General features: G+C 73.2%; 13 protein-coding genes. 9 read left to right on the forward strand and 4 right to left on the reverse strand.

The window, feature by feature from the left end; all coding sequences use genetic code 11:
- Positions 1-9 precede the first annotated feature (9 nt).
- On the forward strand, positions 10-651 hold the full coding sequence (gene coaE, locus ACI769_RS12915) for a dephospho-CoA kinase (protein ID WP_043651170.1): 642 nt from the start codon (positions 10-12) through the stop codon (positions 649-651).
- Positions 648-1,265: a pyroglutamyl-peptidase I gene (locus tag ACI769_RS12920; protein WP_043651167.1), complete on the forward strand. Its 618-nt coding sequence runs from the start codon at positions 648-650 to the stop codon at positions 1,263-1,265. Before coaE ends, ACI769_RS12920 begins: the two co-directional genes overlap by 4 nt.
- 51 nt (positions 1,266-1,316) lie before the next feature.
- Here the strand turns inward: ACI769_RS12920 and ACI769_RS12925 are convergent, their stop codons facing one another.
- Positions 1,317-2,669, reverse strand: a complete 1,353-nt coding sequence (locus ACI769_RS12925; RefSeq protein ID WP_043651163.1) for a choice-of-anchor A family protein — start codon at positions 2,667-2,669, stop codon at positions 1,317-1,319.
- A 241-nt stretch (positions 2,670-2,910) separates the two neighbouring features.
- Here ACI769_RS12925 and uvrB point away from each other — a divergent pair, with 241 nt between their 5' ends.
- From uvrB to ACI769_RS12940, 3 genes are all read left to right on the forward strand, one after another.
- Positions 2,911-5,019 carry an excinuclease ABC subunit UvrB gene (uvrB, locus tag ACI769_RS12930; protein WP_031315536.1) on the forward strand — a complete coding sequence of 703 codons (2,109 nt, stop codon included), beginning with the start codon at positions 2,911-2,913 and terminating at the stop codon, positions 5,017-5,019.
- Between the two features lie 277 nt (positions 5,020-5,296).
- Entirely contained in the window at positions 5,297-6,295 is a 999-nt protein-coding gene (locus tag ACI769_RS12935; protein ID WP_034655130.1) for a TerC family protein, read from the forward strand.
- Positions 6,296-6,301: 6 nt separating this feature from the next.
- The gene (locus tag ACI769_RS12940; RefSeq protein ID WP_085387881.1) at positions 6,302-7,435 is read left to right on the forward strand and encodes a TerC family protein; all 1,134 of its coding nucleotides are present in this window, start codon (positions 6,302-6,304) and stop codon (positions 7,433-7,435) included.
- A 13-nt stretch (positions 7,436-7,448) separates the two neighbouring features.
- Here the strand turns inward: ACI769_RS12940 and ACI769_RS12945 are convergent, their stop codons facing one another.
- Positions 7,449-7,748, reverse strand: a complete 300-nt coding sequence (locus ACI769_RS12945) for a YciI family protein (protein WP_034655132.1) — start codon at positions 7,746-7,748, stop codon at positions 7,449-7,451.
- 107 nt (positions 7,749-7,855) lie between these two features.
- Positions 7,856-8,563, reverse strand: coding sequence for an MBL fold metallo-hydrolase (locus ACI769_RS12950; protein ID WP_085388753.1), 708 nt, complete (start codon positions 8,561-8,563; stop codon positions 7,856-7,858).
- Between the two features lie 175 nt (positions 8,564-8,738).
- Between ACI769_RS12950 and uvrA the strand changes: the two genes are divergently transcribed.
- A complete protein-coding gene (gene uvrA / locus ACI769_RS12955; protein WP_051027439.1) occupies positions 8,739-11,735 on the forward strand; it encodes an excinuclease ABC subunit UvrA in 2,997 nt (998 codons plus the stop codon).
- A gap of 113 nt (positions 11,736-11,848) precedes the next feature.
- Here uvrA and ACI769_RS12960 read toward each other — a convergent pair whose 3' ends face one another.
- Positions 11,849-12,334: an OsmC family protein gene (locus ACI769_RS12960; protein ID WP_085388754.1), complete on the reverse strand. Its 486-nt coding sequence runs from the start codon at positions 12,332-12,334 to the stop codon at positions 11,849-11,851.
- 133 nt (positions 12,335-12,467) lie between these two features.
- On the opposite strand from ACI769_RS12960, the gene uvrC reads away from it, so the two are divergent.
- Genes uvrC through yvcK form a run of 3 tightly spaced genes read left to right on the forward strand, consistent with a single transcriptional unit; the run spans position 12,468 to position 16,562 of the window.
- Positions 12,468-14,582, forward strand: coding sequence for an excinuclease ABC subunit UvrC (gene uvrC, locus ACI769_RS12965; protein ID WP_061267762.1), 2,115 nt, complete (start codon positions 12,468-12,470; stop codon positions 14,580-14,582).
- A gap of 19 nt (positions 14,583-14,601) precedes the next feature.
- The gene (gene rapZ / locus ACI769_RS12970; protein WP_051028082.1) at positions 14,602-15,588 is read left to right on the forward strand and encodes an RNase adapter RapZ; all 987 of its coding nucleotides are present in this window, start codon (positions 14,602-14,604) and stop codon (positions 15,586-15,588) included.
- A gap of 8 nt (positions 15,589-15,596) precedes the next feature.
- Positions 15,597-16,562, forward strand: coding sequence for a uridine diphosphate-N-acetylglucosamine-binding protein YvcK (yvcK, locus tag ACI769_RS12975; protein WP_198163065.1), 966 nt, complete (start codon positions 15,597-15,599; stop codon positions 16,560-16,562).
- Positions 16,563-16,629: the final 67 nt, after the last annotated feature.

Raw genomic sequence — 16,629 nt, forward strand, 5'->3', positions numbered from 1 at the left:
ATGGGACGCATGTTTCGCATCGGCCTGACCGGAGGAATAGCGGCGGGGAAGTCCGTCGCCCTCGCCCGCTTCGCCGAGCTGGGCGCGGTGGTCGTCGACTACGACGCCCTCGCGCGCGACGCCGTCGCGCCCGGCACCGTCGGCCTGGACGAGGTCGTCGAGGCCTTCGGCCCCGGGGTGCTCGGGGAGGACGGCGCGCTCGACCGGCCCGCGCTCGGGCGCGTGGTGTTCGGGGACGACGCCGCGCGCGAGCGGCTCAACGCGATCGTCCACCCCGAGGTGCGCCGCCTCGCCGCCGAGCGCGAGGCCGCGGCCGGTGCGGCCGACCCGCGGGCCGTCGTCGTGCACGACATCCCGCTCCTCGTCGAGACGGGCGACCCGGCGCGGTTCCATTGCGTCGTGGTCGTGCACACGCCCGAGGACGTCCGGGTGGACCGCCTCGTGACCTCGCGGGGGCTGAGCGAGGACGAGGCGCGCGCGCGGATCGCCGCGCAAGCCGACGACACGGCGCGCCTCGCGGCCGCGGACGTCACCCTCGACGGCTCGGGCGAGCCCGACGCGCTGCGCGCGCAGGTCGACGCGCTCTGGGCGCGCGTGCGCGCGGAGGTCGACGCGGAGGCGCTCGCGGAGCTCGAGGAGCGCGAGGCGTGACGGTCGTGGTGAGCGGCTTCGAGCCCTTCGGCGGCGACGCGACGAACCCCTCGTGGGAGACCGCCCAGCTCCTCGCGGAGCGCGGCGAGGAGCTCGTGGGGGACCGCGTGGTCGCCGTCCGGCTCCCCGTGACGTTCGCCGGGGCGTGGCCCGCGCTCGACGCCGTCGTCCGGGAGCACGACCCGGAGGTCGTCGTGGCGCTGGGGCTCGCGGGCGGCGCCGGGCGCGTGCGCCTCGAGCGCGTGGCCGTCAACGTGCGCGACGCCCGGATCCCCGACAACGCCGGGGCGCAGCCGGTCGACGTGCCCGTCGTGCCGGGGGCGCCCGTCGGCCACTGGTCCACGCTCCCGCTCAAGGCGTCGCTCGTCGCCGTCCGGGAGGCCGGTGTCCCCGTCGAGGTGTCCGGGACGGCCGGCACGTACGTGTGCAACGACGTGTTCTACGCCCTCATGCACCACTGGGGCTCCGTGGCGGGCCGCCGTGCGGGCTTCGTGCACGTGCCCGACGCCGGCGCAGTGCCCGTCGAGGACCAGGTGACCGCCGTCGCGGCCGTCGTGCGGCAGGCGCTCCGTGGCGCCCCCGAGCCGCGGGTCGCCGCGGGCACCGAGAGCTGAGCGGGCGCCGGGGCCGGCAGGTCGCCCTGCCGGCCCCGGCGCCGCGGACCGTCAGCCCGCCGCGCGACGACGGGCGACGACCACGAGCAGCGTCGCGCCCCCGGCGAGCAGGAGCGCCGCCACCACGGCGAGCACGACGACCGAGGAACCGGTCGAGGCCAGCCCGCCCCCGGGCGTCGATTCGCTGCTGGGGGCCGCCGACGGCGTCGGGTCCGTGCTCGCGACGGGCGTCGCCTCCGGAGCGGGCGTGCTCTCCGCGGCGGGCTCGCCGGGCACCTCGGCGCCGGGGGTCTCGGTGGTCGTCGGGGGCGTCGTCGTCTCGGTGCCACCCGGGGTCGGAGTCTCGGGAGTCGGCTCCGGCTCCGGCTCCGCGGCGACCGGGACGGGCTCGCACGGGCCCGCGAACGGGTAGTTGTGGTGCTCGATGCCGGCCCCGCCGGTGTACGCGACCGCGCCGTTCGCGAGGACGCGCCCGTTCGTCGACGTGGACACCGTGAGCGTCGCGTCGGCGCGCGGGACGACGATCGTGCCGGGGAACTGGTCGTTCGTGCCGAGCGCGACCTGCGTCGCGTCCGGGAACGCCCAGAGGAAGTGGGACGACAGGTACTGCGTCGCCTGGTAGAGGCGCACGCCGCCGTACGCGACGTACTGAAGGGACGGGATGCGCACCGTGGACCCGCTGACGCTGAGCAGCACCGGCCCGGTGCCGGAGACGTGCAGCTCGCGGAGCGAGGCGGCACCCTCCGCCGTGAGCGCGTACCGCGCGCCCGCCTCGACGGTCAGGACGCCGTTCTGCGGGTCGACCTGCTCGGCGCCGTCGGTCGCGTCGGCGGCGATGCCGGCGACGAGCGCGGGGAGCTCGTCGTAGGGCGCGAGCGCCGCGTCCCGGCCGACGCCCTGGCGCACGGACCCGTGCGTGCCGAGCGCGTTCGCGCTCTCGGTGCTCGGGGCCGAGCCCGTGATCGTGCCTCCGACGACGACGTTGCCGCCGCGCGACGCGTGGAACCCGACCTGGGTGTTCCGCGCGGTGGTGAGGTCGCCGCCGACGACGAGCATGTCGGTCCCGCCTGCGGGGGTGATCGCTGACCCGCCGCCGCCCGCGGTCCCGACGTTGAGCGAGCCAGCCCCCGCGAGGTCGGCGTCCCCGCCGACCACGACGCGGCCCTCGAGCTCGGTCGCGGTGGCGACGGTGAGCCCGCCGCCCGCCCAGATGCCGACGCCCGCGTCCTCCACCGCGGTGAGCTCGTAGACGCCGACGGGACGGGTCGTGGCGTCCGCGGAGCAGACGTCGTCGGCGCCGACGGCGGGCGTCGCGCTCGCGGGCGCGACGAAGCCGACCGACAGGGCCAGGGTGGTGAGGGCGATCAGGGGAATTCCGCGGGGGCGCGCGGGGTGCAGGCGCATGAGGGCTCCAGGTCGAGGGGTCGTTGGCCGTGCTGACGAGAGCTGCGCGCGGGCCTCCACGCCCGTGGCCGGCCGGTCGCCGGAGCTCCACGGGCGTCGGGGAGCGGGCAGGTCGAGGGAACACTAGGGGTTCGGCACCACGCCTTCCAAATTGCGCGCGGGTGAAGTCGGGTGTATGGGGTGAGCGGCCCGGCGAGGCGCTCCCGCGAACGATGTGGGTGGCTGGACGTACCGTGGACACATGCGTCCCGTGACCGATCTCCAGCGCGCCACCGCTCCGTTCGAGGTCATCTCCGAGTACCAGCCGTCGGGCGACCAGCCCACGGCCATCGCGGACCTCTCGCAACGCGTCCGCGCGGGCGAGAAGGACGTCGTGCTGCTCGGTGCCACCGGTACGGGGAAGTCCGCCACGACGGCCTGGCTGATCGAGGAGCTGCAGCGCCCGACCCTCGTCATGGCCCCCAACAAGACGCTCGCCGCGCAGCTCGCCACGGAGTTCCGCGAGCTGCTGCCGAACAACGCGGTCGAGTACTTCGTCTCGTACTACGACTACTACCAGCCCGAGGCGTACATCGCGCAGACGGACACCTACATCGAGAAGGACTCGTCCATCAACGACGAGGTGGAGCGGCTGCGCCACTCCGCGACGAGCTCGCTGCTCACGCGCCGGGACGTCGTCGTCGTGGCGTCCGTCTCGTGCATCTACGGCCTCGGCACCCCGCAGGAGTACGTCGACCGGATGGTGCGCCTCGACGTCGGGATGCAGGTGGAGCGCGACGACCTCCTGCGGCAGTTCGTCACGATGCAGTACACCCGCAACGACATGGCGTTCACGCGCGGCACGTTCCGCGTGCGCGGCGACACGGTCGAGATCATCCCGGTCTACGAGGAGCTCGCGGTTCGCATCGAGTTCTTCGGCGACGAGATCGAGAGCATCCAGACGCTGCACCCCCTCACGGGCGAGGTCATCCGCTCCGAGCCGAGCATCCACGTGTTCCCCGCGACGCACTACGTCGCCGGGCCGGAGCGCATGGAGCGCGCGATCTCCTCGATCGAGGCCGAGCTCACGGAGCGGCTCGACGAGCTCGAGCGGCAGAACAAGCTGCTCGAGGCGCAGCGCCTGCGCATGCGCACCACCTACGACATCGAGATGATGCGCCAGATCGGCACGTGCTCCGGGATCGAGAACTACTCCCGGCACATCGACGGCCGCGAGGCGGGGTCGCCCCCGAACACCCTGCTCGACTACTTCCCGGAGGACTTCCTCCTCGTCATCGACGAGTCGCACGTGACCGTGCCGCAGATCGGCGCGATGTTCGAGGGCGACATGTCGCGCAAGCGCAGCCTGGTGGACCACGGGTTCCGCCTGCCGAGCGCGATGGACAACCGCCCGTTGCGGTGGGAGGAGTTCGTCGAGCGCATCGGCCAGACCGTGTACCTGTCGGCCACGCCGGGCGACTACGAGCTCTCGATGGCGGACGGCGTGGTCGAGCAGATCATCCGCCCGACGGGTCTCGTGGACCCCGAGGTGATCGTCAAGCCGACCACCGGCCAGATCGACGATCTCCTGCACGAGATCCGAGAGCGGGTCGACCGCGACGAGCGCGTGCTGGTCACGACGCTCACCAAGAAGATGGCCGAGGACCTCACGGACTACCTGCTCGAGAAGGACGTGCGGGTCCGCTACCTCCACTCGGAGGTCGACACGCTGCGCCGCGTCGAGCTGCTGCGCGAGCTGCGCCTCGGCGAGTACGACGTCCTCGTCGGCATCAACCTGCTGCGCGAGGGCCTCGACCTGCCCGAGGTCTCGCTCGTCGCGATCCTCGACGCCGACAAGGAGGGCTTCCTGCGCTCGCCCAAGTCGCTCATCCAGACGATCGGGCGCGCGGCCCGCAACGTGTCCGGCCAGGTGCACATGTACGCGGACCGGATCACGCCGGCGATGGCCGCGGCGATCGAGGAGACCGAGCGTCGCCGCGAGAAGCAGATCGCGTACAACACCGAGCACGGCGTCGACCCGACGCCGCTGCGCAAGCGCATCTCCGACGTGACCGACATGCTCGCGCGCGAGGACGTGGACACCGCCGAGCTCCTGGCCGGTGGCTACCGCCAGCCGGGCAAGGGCGCGAAGGGCAAGGCCCCGGTGCCGGGCGGCCCGAAGGAGGGTGCGTCGTCGGGGAACCGGCTCGCGGGCGCGGCGGCGAGCGACCTCGCGGAGCTCATCCAGGAGCTGAGCGACCAGATGCACGCGGCCGCGGGCGAGCTCCAGTTCGAGCTCGCGGCCCGGCTGCGCGACGAGATCTCGGGGCTCAAGAAGGAGCTGCGCCAGATGCACGCCGCGACGGCCTGACCGGTCCTGGGGGACCGGCCGGGCGTCGCCGCGGGCGTGCCCGCGGAACAGTCCACGGTGGCGTGGTGTTGTCACACGAGCAGGAGCGATGGCCTATGCTGGCTCCTCGTTGAAGGGGAGTATTCCTCCGCGGTGATGTCGTCATCACGGTCGGCGCAGTCGTCGGCCCGGTGTCACCGGTCCCGCAACCACCAGCCCGCGTCTCGGACGCGCGCGCATGGCGGTGCGTGGCGGAAGAGACCTTCGGTACTCAGTGCTACGTACCGGAGGTTTCTGCATGGACGTCCCCGTCTGGGCCTGGCTCGTCACCATCGGCGTGATCCTCGCGATGCTCGCCGTCGACTACGTCGGCCACGTGCGCACGCCGCACGCCCCGAGCCTGCGCGAGGCCAGCTGGTGGTCCGCGGGCTACGTCGCCGTCGCGGTGCTGTTCGGCGGCATCGTCTGGGCCGTCTGGGGGTCGACGTACGGCGGCGAGTACTTCGCCGGCTACATCACCGAGAAGAGCCTGTCGGTCGACAACCTCTTCGTCTTCGTGCTCATCATGACGAGCTTCCGCGTCCCGCGGCTGTACCAGCAGAAGGTCCTGCTGATCGGCATCACGATCGCGCTCGTCCTGCGGACGATCTTCATCCTCCTGGGCGCCGCGCTCATCGAGAACTTCAGCTGGATCTTCTACGTCTTCGGCGCGTTCCTGCTGTACACCGCGTGGACGCAGGTGAAGGCGGGCTCCGGTCACGACGAGGAGTTCCACGAGAACGGCGCGCTCAAGCTGACCCGCCGCCTGTTCCCGACGACGGAGACGTACGTCGAGGACAAGATGACGACCAAGATCGACGGGAAGCGCTTCATCACCCCGATGCTCATCGTCATGATCGCGATCGGCAGCGCCGACCTGCTGTTCGCCGTCGACTCGATCCCCGCGATCTTCGGCCTCACGCAGGAGACGTACCTCGTGTTCGCGGCCAACGCGTTCTCGCTGCTCGGCCTGCGCCAGCTCTACTTCCTCATCGACGGCCTGCTGGACCGCCTCGTCTACCTCGCCTACGGCCTCGCCGCGATCCTCGGCTTCATCGGCGTGAAGCTGCTCATCCACGCGCTGCACAAGAACGAGGTGCCGTTCATCAACGGCGGTGAGCACATCACCGTCATCCCGGAGATCCCGACCGCCCTGTCCCTCGGGTTCATCGTCGTCGTGCTCACGATCACCACGGTCGCGAGCCTCGCCAAGGACCGCGCCGACCGTCGACGCGAGGCCGAGATCTCGGAGGGCTGACCACCGATGGTTCACGAACTTCCCGTCTGGTTCGAGTGGGCGTCGCTGTCGGCGCTCGCCGTCCTGCTCCTCGTCGACCTGTTCGTCGTCGGGCGCCGGCCGCACGTCCCGTCCATGCGCGAGAGCGCGCTGTGGGTCGGGTTCTACGTCGCGCTCGCGCTCGTCTTCGGGGCGGTCGTCGGAGCGGTGGGGGGCGCGGCACCGGCCGGGGAGTTCTACGCCGGGTGGCTCACCGAGTACAGCCTCTCGGTGGACAACCTGTTCGTGTTCGTGATCATCATGGCGCGCTTCGCGGTCCCGCGGGAGCAGCAGCAGCGCGTCCTCATGGTCGGGATCATCGTCGCGCTCGTCCTGCGGGGAGCGTTCATCCTGGCGGGCGCGGCGATCATCTCGCAGTTCGTCTGGGTGTTCTACCTGTTCGGCGCGTTCCTCGTGTACACGGCGATCAAGCTCGTGGCGGGCGGCGACGAGCCCGAGGAGTACCACGAGAACCGCGCCGTCCGGGCGCTGCGCCGGGTCCTGCCGCTCGGCACCCGGTACGACGGCGGCCGGCTGCGCACGGTCGAGGACGGCAAGCGGGTCTTCACGCCGCTCGTCGTCGTGTTCCTCGCGATCGGCAGCACCGACCTGCTGTTCGCGTTCGACTCGATCCCGGCCATCTTCGGGCTCACGCAGGACCCGTTCATCGTCTTCACGACGAACGTCTTCGCCCTCATGGGGCTGCGCCAGCTCTACTTCCTGCTGGGCGGTCTGCTCGAGCGGCTGGTCTACCTGCCGATCGGCCTGGCCGTCATCCTCGGGTTCATCGGCGTCAAGCTCATCCTCGAGGCCCTGCACGAGAACACGCTGCCGTTCATCAACGGCGGCGAGCACCTCGAGGCGGTGCCGACGGTCCCCATCTGGCTCTCGCTCGTGGTGATCGTCGGGGCGCTCGCGGTCACGACCGTCGCGAGCCTGCTGCGCACCCGCGCGCTGCACGCACGGAGCGAGCCGGCGGACGGCGAGCAGCCCGGGACCGCGGCGTCGTCCACGGAGGACGTCACGGAGGACGCCACGGAGACCGTGACCGACGAGGCGCCCGCCGCGGGGGGGACCCCGCCGCAGGGCGGCGGGGTCCCCCGTGGGGGTGCCGCGCGCTAGCGCGCGGCCCGGCTCAGACGCGGTCCGCCCAGTCGCCGATCACCGGCGACCACGGGCGGACCGCGCGCTGTGCGACCAGCCCGGCGCGCGCGAAGGGGTCCTCGTCGAGGACCGCGGCGACGGCGTCGGGCGTCTCCCCGTCGAGGACGAGCAGCGCTCCGGCGGGCGCGCCCTCGTGGGCCGGAAGCGGACCGGACGCGAGGAGCGTGCCCCGGGTGTGGAGGGCGGCGAGGAACGCGCGGTGCTCGGGTCGCAGGGCGTCGAGCTCGGCGCTGCGGTCGGCGTAGACGTAGGTGACGGCGTGGATCGGCATGGAGCCAGTGAACCAGGCCGTCCCGACGGCGTGCGGTCCGGTCCGCGCCTCGGCTGCGCCCCGTGCTCCTTGCCGCCCGCTACCGGCCGGCCGCTACCTGACCCGCGCTACCAGCCCCGCTCGCGCCACTCGGCGAGGTGCGGCCGCTCGGCACCGAGCGTCGTGTCGGCGCCGTGACCGGGGTAGACCCACGTGGCGTCGTCGAACCGGTCGAAGACCCGCCCGACGACGTCGGACAGCAGGCTCGCGAACCGCGCCGGGTCGCGGTCGGTGTTCCCGACCCCGCCGGGGAAGAGCGAGTCCCCGGTGAACAGGTGCACCCGGCCAGGCACGGCCTCGGGCTCGGCGACGTCGTCCGGCTCGCGGTAGGCGAGCGCGACGGAGCCCGGCGTGTGCCCGCGCAGCGCCACGACCTCGAGGTCGATCGCGCCCACCCGCAGCACGTCCCCGTGCCGCACGCGGCGGGCGACGGCCACGCCGGACGCCGCGGCGACCGCGTCCGCGTCGGGCTCGCCGGCAGCCGACGACGCGCCCGTCGCGGCGACGACCGGCGCGAGCGCCCGGAGATGGTCGGCGTGCCGGTGCGTCGTGACGACGCCGTCCAGCCGTCCCGACGGCGAGCCCGCCCGCACGAGGTCGAGCACGTCGTCGGGCGCGTCGGCGGCGTCGACGAGGAGCTGGGCACCGGTGCGCCGGCACGTGAGGAGGTAGACGCCGTTCGCGAGCGGCCCGACGGCGAGCTTGCGGATCTCGACCTCGTCGAGGCGTCGCAGGTCGTGCGGGCCGCCCACGGCGACCTGTCCGGTGTACGTCATGCGCCCAGTGTGCCGTCCGCTCGCGGCGGGCAGTGCGCCGCGACCCCGGGCCGCGGTGACCCGGGTCACGGCGGAGAGCCCGGACGTGGGGCGCTCGTGTGCGTTCGTCGGGTGCCGTGCGAAGGTGACGTCGAACACCTGTGCGAGTGTGGGTGGTCGGCCGTACGATGCTGCGGTGAGCAATCGCCTCGTCATCTCCGGTGCCCGCGAGCACAACCTGCGCAACGTCGACCTCGACCTCCCGCGCGACAAGCTCATCGTCTTCACGGGGCTCTCCGGCTCGGGCAAGTCGTCGCTCGCCTTCGACACCATCTTCGCGGAGGGGCAGCGCCGGTACGTCGAGTCGCTGTCCGCGTACGCGCGCCAGTTCCTCGGCCAGATGGACAAGCCGGACGTCGACTTCATCGAGGGCCTGTCGCCCGCGGTCTCGATCGACCAGAAGTCCACGAACCGCAACCCGCGCTCGACCGTCGGCACCATCACCGAGGTCTACGACTACCTGCGCCTGCTGTTCTCGCGCGCCGGGACGCAGCACTGCCCGGTGTGCGGCGAGCGCGTCACCGCGCAGACCCCGCAGCAGATCGTCGACCGCCTCCTCGAGCTCCCCGAGGGCACGCGCTACCAGGTCCTCGCCCCGGTCGTGCGCGGCCGCAAGGGCGAGTACTCCGAGCTCTTCAAGGAGCTCCAGACCAAGGGCTTCGCCCGTGCCCGCGTCGACGGCGAGGTGCGCACCCTCACGGACGTCCCGGCGCTCGAGAAGAAGCTCAAGCACGACATCGAGGTGGTCGTCGACCGCCTCGTCGCGCGCGAGGGCGTCCAGCGCCGGCTCACCGACTCCGTCGAGACGGCCCTCGGGCTCGCGGGCGGGCTCGTCGTCGTCGAGCTCGTCGACGCGGACGCGGACGACCCGGCCCGGGAGCGCCGTTTCTCGGAGAAGCGCGCGTGCCCGAACGACCACGAGCTCGCGCTCGACGAGATCGAGCCGCGCACGTTCTCCTTCAACGCGCCGTACGGCGCGTGCCCGGAGTGCACGGGCATCGGGTTCCGTCTCGAGGTGGACCCGGACCTCGTGGTGCCGGACGACGAGAAGTCTCTGCGCGAGGGCGCGGTCGCGCCGTGGGCGCAGATCTCGTCGGAGTACTTCGAGCGCGTCCTCACGGCGCTCGCGGACGACCTGGGCTTCTCCATGGACACGCCGTGGCGCGCGCTCCCCGAGCGGGCGAAGAAGGCCGTGCTCCACGGCCAGAACCACCAGGTGCACGTGCGGTACAAGAACCGCTGGGGCCGTGAGCGGCAGTACTCGACCGGGTTCGAGGGCGTCATCACCTTCCTCGAGCGCCGGCACACCGAGACCGAGTCGGACTGGTCGAAGGAGAAGTACGAGGCCTTCATGCGCGAGGTCCCGTGCCCCGTGTGCCAGGGGGCCCGGCTCAAGCCGGAGGTGCTCGCGGTCAAGGTCGGCGGCAGGTCCATCTGGGACGTGTGCCGCCTGCCCCTGCGCGAGGCCGCGGCGTTCCTCGGGTCGCTCGAGCTGGGAGCGCGCGAGCGCGCCATCGCGACCGAGGTCCTCAAGGAGATCGACGCGCGCCTCGGGTTCCTGCTCGACGTCGGCCTCGACTACCTCTCGCTCGAGCGACCGGCCGCGACGCTCTCCGGCGGCGAGGCGCAGCGCATCCGGCTCGCGACGCAGATCGGATCGGGCCTGGTCGGCGTGCTCTACGTGCTGGACGAGCCGAGCATCGGCCTGCACCAGCGCGACAACCGCCGGCTCATCGAGACGCTCACGCGCCTGCGCGACCTCGGGAACACGCTCATCGTCGTCGAGCACGACGAGGACACCATCCGCACCGCGGACTGGGTCGTCGACATCGGCCCGGGGGCGGGGGAGCACGGGGGGCGCGTCGTGCACTCGGGCGACTACGCGGGCCTGCTCGAGGCGCCGGAGTCCGTCACGGGCGCGTACCTGTCGGGGCGGCGCAGCATCCCGCTCCCGGCGCAGCGGCGCCCGACGGACCCGGGCCGTCAGATCAAGGTGGTCGGTGCGCGCGAGCACAACCTCACGGGCATCGACGTGAGCTTCCCGCTCGGCACGTTCACCGCGGTGACGGGCGTCTCCGGCTCCGGCAAGTCCACGCTCGTGAACTCGATCCTCTACACCGTGCTCGCCAACGAGCTCAACGGGGCCCGGCAGGTCGCGGGCCGCCACACGCGCGTCACCGGCCTCGAGCACCTCGACAAGGTCGTGCACGTGGACCAGGGCCCGATCGGGCGCACGCCGCGGTCGAACCCCGCGACGTACACCGGCGTGTGGGACCACGTGCGCAAGCTGTTCGCGGAGACGACCGAGGCCAAGGTGCGCGGGTACACGCCGGGCCGGTTCTCGTTCAACGTCAAGGGCGGCCGCTGCGAGGCGTGCTCTGGCGACGGCACGCTGAAGATCGAGATGAACTTCCTCCCGGACGTCTACGTGCCGTGCGAGGTGTGCCACGGCGCGCGCTACAACCGCGAGACGCTCGAGGTGCACTTCAAGGGCAAGACCGTCGCGGACGTGCTCGACATGCCGATCGAGGAGGCGTCCGAGTTCTTCGCGGCCGTGCCCGCGATCTCGCGGCACCTCAAGACGCTCGTCGAGGTCGGCCTGGGCTACGTCCGGCTCGGGCAGCCGGCCCCGACGCTCTCGGGCGGCGAGGCGCAGCGCGTCAAGCTCGCGAGCGAGCTGCAGAAGCGCTCGACGGGCCGCACGATCTACGTGCTCGACGAGCCGACGACGGGCCTGCACTTCGAGGACATCCGCAAGCTGCTCGGCGTGCTCCAGTCGCTGGTCGACAAGGGCAACAGCGTCCTCGTCATCGAGCACAACCTCGACGTCATCAAGAGCGCGGACTGGGTCGTCGACATGGGCCCCGAGGGCGGCTCCGGCGGCGGCAAGGTCGTCGCGCAGGGGACGCCCGAGCAGGTCGCGCGCGTGGAGGCGAGCCACACCGGGCGCTTCCTCGCGGAGATCCTCGAGGGGCACGACCCCGTGCCCGTCGGGCCCGCGCCGTCGGCGTCCTCCGGGGCGTCGGCGCCTGCGGCGAAGGCCGGCAAGTCGACGAAGGGCCGGTCCGCGGCGGCGCGTCGGGCGACCGACGAGAAGCCGAAGACGGGGCGCCGCAAGGCGTCCGCGGCGTAACGACGGTGCGGCGCGGGTGCGGGCTCGAACAGGCCCGTACCTGCGCGGGCCCGCACCCGCGCGGCGTGCTCGGTGCTCGCCGCGTCGGGGCCGCGCGCTCGCCGTGCCCGGCGTCAGGCGGCGGCGCGCCGGGCGGGCGCCGGCTCGACGAGCACGCGGAAGTTCACCGAGCGCGCGATGAAGCAGTGGTCGTGCGCGCGCTGGTGGAGGGTCGCCAGCGCCGCCTCGTCCGTGCCGGGTCCGTCGTCGACCACCACGCGCGGGTGCAGCGTGACGTCCGTGAACTGGCCCTCGCCCCCGGACTCGACCCGCATGGTGCCGGTCGCGTCGTCGACGTACTCGCGCACGACGACGCCCGCCGCGGCCGCGAGGTGGAGGAACCACAGCATGTGGCACTGCGACAGGCTCGCGAGGAACAGCTCCTCGGGGCTGTACCGGGTCGGGTCGCCGCGGAACGCCGGGTCCGCGGAGCCGGGCAGCGGCGGCCTCCCGTCGAGAAGCACCTCGTGGTCGCGGCTGTAGGCGGTGTAGGACGCGGTGCCGCGGTCGCCCGCGCCGGTCCAGCGGGTCGTCGCGGCGTAGCCGTGCTGTGCGCTCATGGCCGCCACCCTAACGGCCGGTGACGCGCGTCACACGGCGCCGTCCCCGCGCCACCGCGTCCGTCGTCCCGCGTCCCCGCGTCGCCCCACACCCGAGCCACCGGCGTCGGTGGCCTGACCTAGGCTGGAGAACATGGCAGATCCCGCGACGTACCGCCCTGCGCCGGGGGAGATCCCCACCTCGCCGGGCGTCTACCGGTTCCGCGACGAGCACGGCCGTGTGATCTACGTCGGCAAGGCCAAGAACCTGCGCGCGCGCCTGTCGAACTACTTCCAGGACGTCGCGAACCTGCACCACCGCACCCAGACGATGGTCACGACGGCCGCGTCGGTCGAGTGGACGGTCGTCGGCACCGAGGTCGAGGCGCTCGCGCTCGAGTACACGTGGATCAAGGAGTTCGACCCGCGGTTCAACGTCAAGTACCGCGACGACAAGTCGTACCCGTACCTCGCGGTGACGATGGGCGAGGAGTTCCCGCGCGCCCAGGTGATGCGCGGCGCGAAGCGGCCCGGCACGCGGTACTTCGGGCCCTACGGCCACGCGTGGGCGATCCGCGAGACGCTCGACCTCCTGCTGCGGGTGTTCCCCGTGCGCACGTGCTCCGCGGGGGTCTTCAAGCGCGCCCACCAGACGGGCCGGCCGTGCCTGCTCGGCTACATCGACAAGTGCTCGGCGCCGTGCGTCGGGCGCATCACGCCCGAGGACCACAAGGCGCTCGCCGAGGACTTCTGCGACTTCATGGCGGGCGACACGCAGCGGTTCGTGCGCCGGCTCGAGCGCAAGATGAACGAGGCCGCCGCCGCGATGGAGTACGAGGCCGCGGCACGGCTGCGCGACGACATCGCCGCGCTCCAGCGCGCGACGGAGAAGAACGCGGTCGTGCTCGGCGACGGCACCGACGCGGACGTGTTCGCGCTCGTGGGGGACGAGCTCGAGGCGGCCGTCCAGGTGTTCCACGTGCGCGGCGGTCGCATCCGGGGTCAGCGCGGCTGGATCGTCGAGAAGGTCGAGGACGTCACGGACGCCGAGCTCGTCGAGCACCTGCTCCAGCAGGTGTACGGCGCGGCGGAGGAGGCCGTGGCGGCGGACGCCGGGACGCGCGCCGGGCGCGACCTCGCGCGCGACGCCGTGCCGCGCGAGGTCCTCGTGCCCGTCCTGCCGCCGGACACCGACCAGGTCACCACGTGGCTCTCCGGGCTGCGGGGCGCGCGGGTCGACGTCCGGGTGCCGCAGCGTGGCGACAAGAAGGAGCTCGCCGCGACGGTCCGGGCCAACGCGGAGCACGCGCTCGCGCTGCACCGCACGCGGCGCGCGGGCGACCTCACGACCCGCAGCCAGGCGCTGCGCGAGATCCAGGAAGCGCTCGAGCTCGAGACGGCGCCGCTGCGCATCGAGTGCTACGACGTCTCGCACAACCAGGGCACGTACCAGGTCGCCTCGATGGTGGTCTTCGAGGACGGGCTCGCGCGCAAGAGCGAGTACCGGCACTTCACGGTCCGCGGCCCGGACGGCGACGGCGCGGCCGACGACACGGCGGCGATGTACGAGGTGATCTCGCGCCGCTTCAAGCGCTACCTGTCCGACCGCTCGCGCTCGGGCGAGGTCGAGCTGGACCTCGAGGCGGACGACGTCGCCGACGGGTCCGACGCCGCGGCGCGCCGGGCGGAGCGTGCCGCGGAGGCGGCGGGCTACGTGCCGCGCAGCGGCGAGGTCGACCCCGACGCGCCCGTGGACCGGCGCGCGCGCTTCGCGTACCCGCCGAACCTCGTCGTCGTCGACGGCGGCCCGCCGCAGGTCGCCGCCGCGGCGCGCGCCCTGGCCGACCTCGGCATCGACGACGTCGCGCTGTGCGGCCTCGCCAAGCGGCTCGAGGAGGTCTGGCTGCCGGGGGAGGAGTACCCCGTCATCCTCCAGCGTTCCTCCGAGGGCCTGTACCTGCTCCAGCGCGTCCGCGACGAGGCGCACCGCTTCGCGATCGCCCAGCACCGCAGGCAGCGCAGCAAGGGCATGACGGCCTCGGCGCTCGACGACGTCCCCGGCCTCGGCCCGGCGCGGCGCACCGCGCTCCTCAAGCACTTCGGCTCCCTCAAGCGGCTGCGCGCCGCGAGCGTCGAGGAGATCGCGAGCGTCCGCGGCATGGGCGAGCGGACGGCGCAGGCCGTCGTCGCGGCGCTCGGCGGCGGGACCACGGACGACCGGCCCTCGCAGGACACTCCGGCGCAGGACGAGGCCGCGGCCCGCGCGTGACGGCTGGCATGCTGGGGGCATGACCTCGGAGCCGACCCCGGACCTCAGCCCGCAGGGCCAGCCTGCCCGCGTGCCGGAGCCCTCCCCGACCACCGTCCCCAGCGGCATCCCCGCGATCGAGGCCGCGACCCACGCCCCCGAGCCGAGCGAGGCCGAGGTGCTCATCATCACGGGCATGTCGGGTGCCGGCCGCACCCGGGCCGCCGCCGTGCTGGAGGACCTCGACTGGTACGTCGTCGACAACCTGCCGCCGCGCATGATCGTCCCGCTCGTGGACCTCATGACGCGGTCCGGCTCGACGCTCGAGCGCATCGCGGCCGTCGTCGACGTGCGCGGGCGCGAGTTCTTCACCGACCTCGTCGAGGTGCTCGACCACCTGCGCCAGAGCGGCGTGTTCTACCGCATCCTGTTCCTCGACGCGTCCGACGAGGTGCTCGTGCGGCGCTACGAGCAGGTCCGGCGCCCGCACCCGCTGCAGGGGGAGGGGCGCATCCTCGACGGCCTCGCCGAGGAGCGCCGTCTGCTCGCGAGCCTGGAGGAGCGGTCCGACGTCGTCATCGACACGTCCGAGCTCACCGTGCACGACCTCGCGCGCGAGGTGCGCGCCGCCGTCGCCGACGGCACCCCCGAGACGCTGCGCATCAACGTCGTCTCGTTCGGGTTCAAGTACGGGCTGCCGCTCGACGCGGACCACGTGGTCGACGTGCGGTTCCTCGCCAACCCCTACTGGATCACCGAGCTGCGCCACCTCACCGGCCGCGACGCGCCCGTGCGCGACTACGTGCTCGGGCGCCCCGGCGCGCTCGAGTTCGTCGACCGGTACGTGAACGCGCTCGAGCCGGTGCTGGCCGGGTATCTGGGCGAGGAGAAGCGGTACGTGACCATCGCCGTCGGCTGCACGGGCGGCAAGCACCGGTCCGTCGCGATCAGCGAGGCGATCGCCGCACGCCTGCGCGCCCAGGGGCAGCGCGTCATCGTCACGGCCCGCGACCTCGGCAAGGAGTGACCGGCGCCGTGGTCAGCCTGCGCAACCCCGCCGTCGTCGCCCTGGGCGGCGGCCACGGGCTCTCCGCGAGCCTGTCGGCGCTGCGGCTCATGTCCGACCGTCTCACGGCGGTCGTCACCGTCGCCGACGACGGCGGCTCCTCGGGGCGCCTGCGCGAGGAGCTCGGCGTCCTGCCGCCGGGGGACCTGCGCATGGCGCTCGCGGCCCTGTGCGACGACTCGGAGTGGGGCCGCACGTGGAGCGCGCTCCTGCAGCACCGGTTCACGTCGGAGGGCGACCTCGACAACCACGCGGTGGGCAACCTGCTCATCGTCGCGCTGTGGGAGCTGCTCGACGACCCGGTGGCCGGTCTCGACTGGGTGGGCAAGCTCCTCGGGGCGCGGGGCCGGGTGCTCCCCATGGCGGCCGTACCGCTGCGGATCGAGGCAGACGTCTGGACGCAGGGCCGGCTCGAGACGGTCGTCGGGCAGAGCCGCGTCGCGGTCACCCACGACCGCATCGAGCAGCTCCGGCTCGTGCCCGCCGACCCGCCCGCGTGCCCGGAGGCGGTGCGGGCCGTGGAGGAGGCGGACTGGGTCGTGCTCGGTCCGGGATCGTGGTTCTCGTCGGTGATGCCGCACCTGCTCGTCCCCGAGCTCGCACGCGCGCTGCACGAGACGTCGGCGCGCCGGTGCGTCACGCTCAACCTGTCGAGCGAGACGGGGGAGACGTTCGGGCTCACCGCGACGGAGCACCTGGAGGTGCTGCACAAGCACGCGCCGGAGCTGCGGATCGACGCCGTCGTGGCCGACCCGTCCGCCGTCGAGGACACCGAGCAGCTCGCGGAGGCCGCGGCGCGCATGGGCGCCCGGCTCCTGCTGCGCCAGGTCCGTCGGGGCGACGGCACGCCGCGGCACGACGCGCTGCGGCTCGCGGCCGCCTACCGCGACGTGTTCGACGACGTCCTCGGGGACGTCGGCTCGCCCGCCCGCTGAGCCCTCGCCGCCTCCGGCGCCCGTCGTGGACCGGCGCGCGAGGGGCCCGGGCCCGGGTGCGCACCGG

It is taken from the genome of Cellulosimicrobium sp. RS, from assembly GCF_046159675.1.
GTDB classification, from domain to species: Bacteria; Actinomycetota; Actinomycetes; order Actinomycetales; family Cellulomonadaceae; genus Cellulosimicrobium; species Cellulosimicrobium funkei.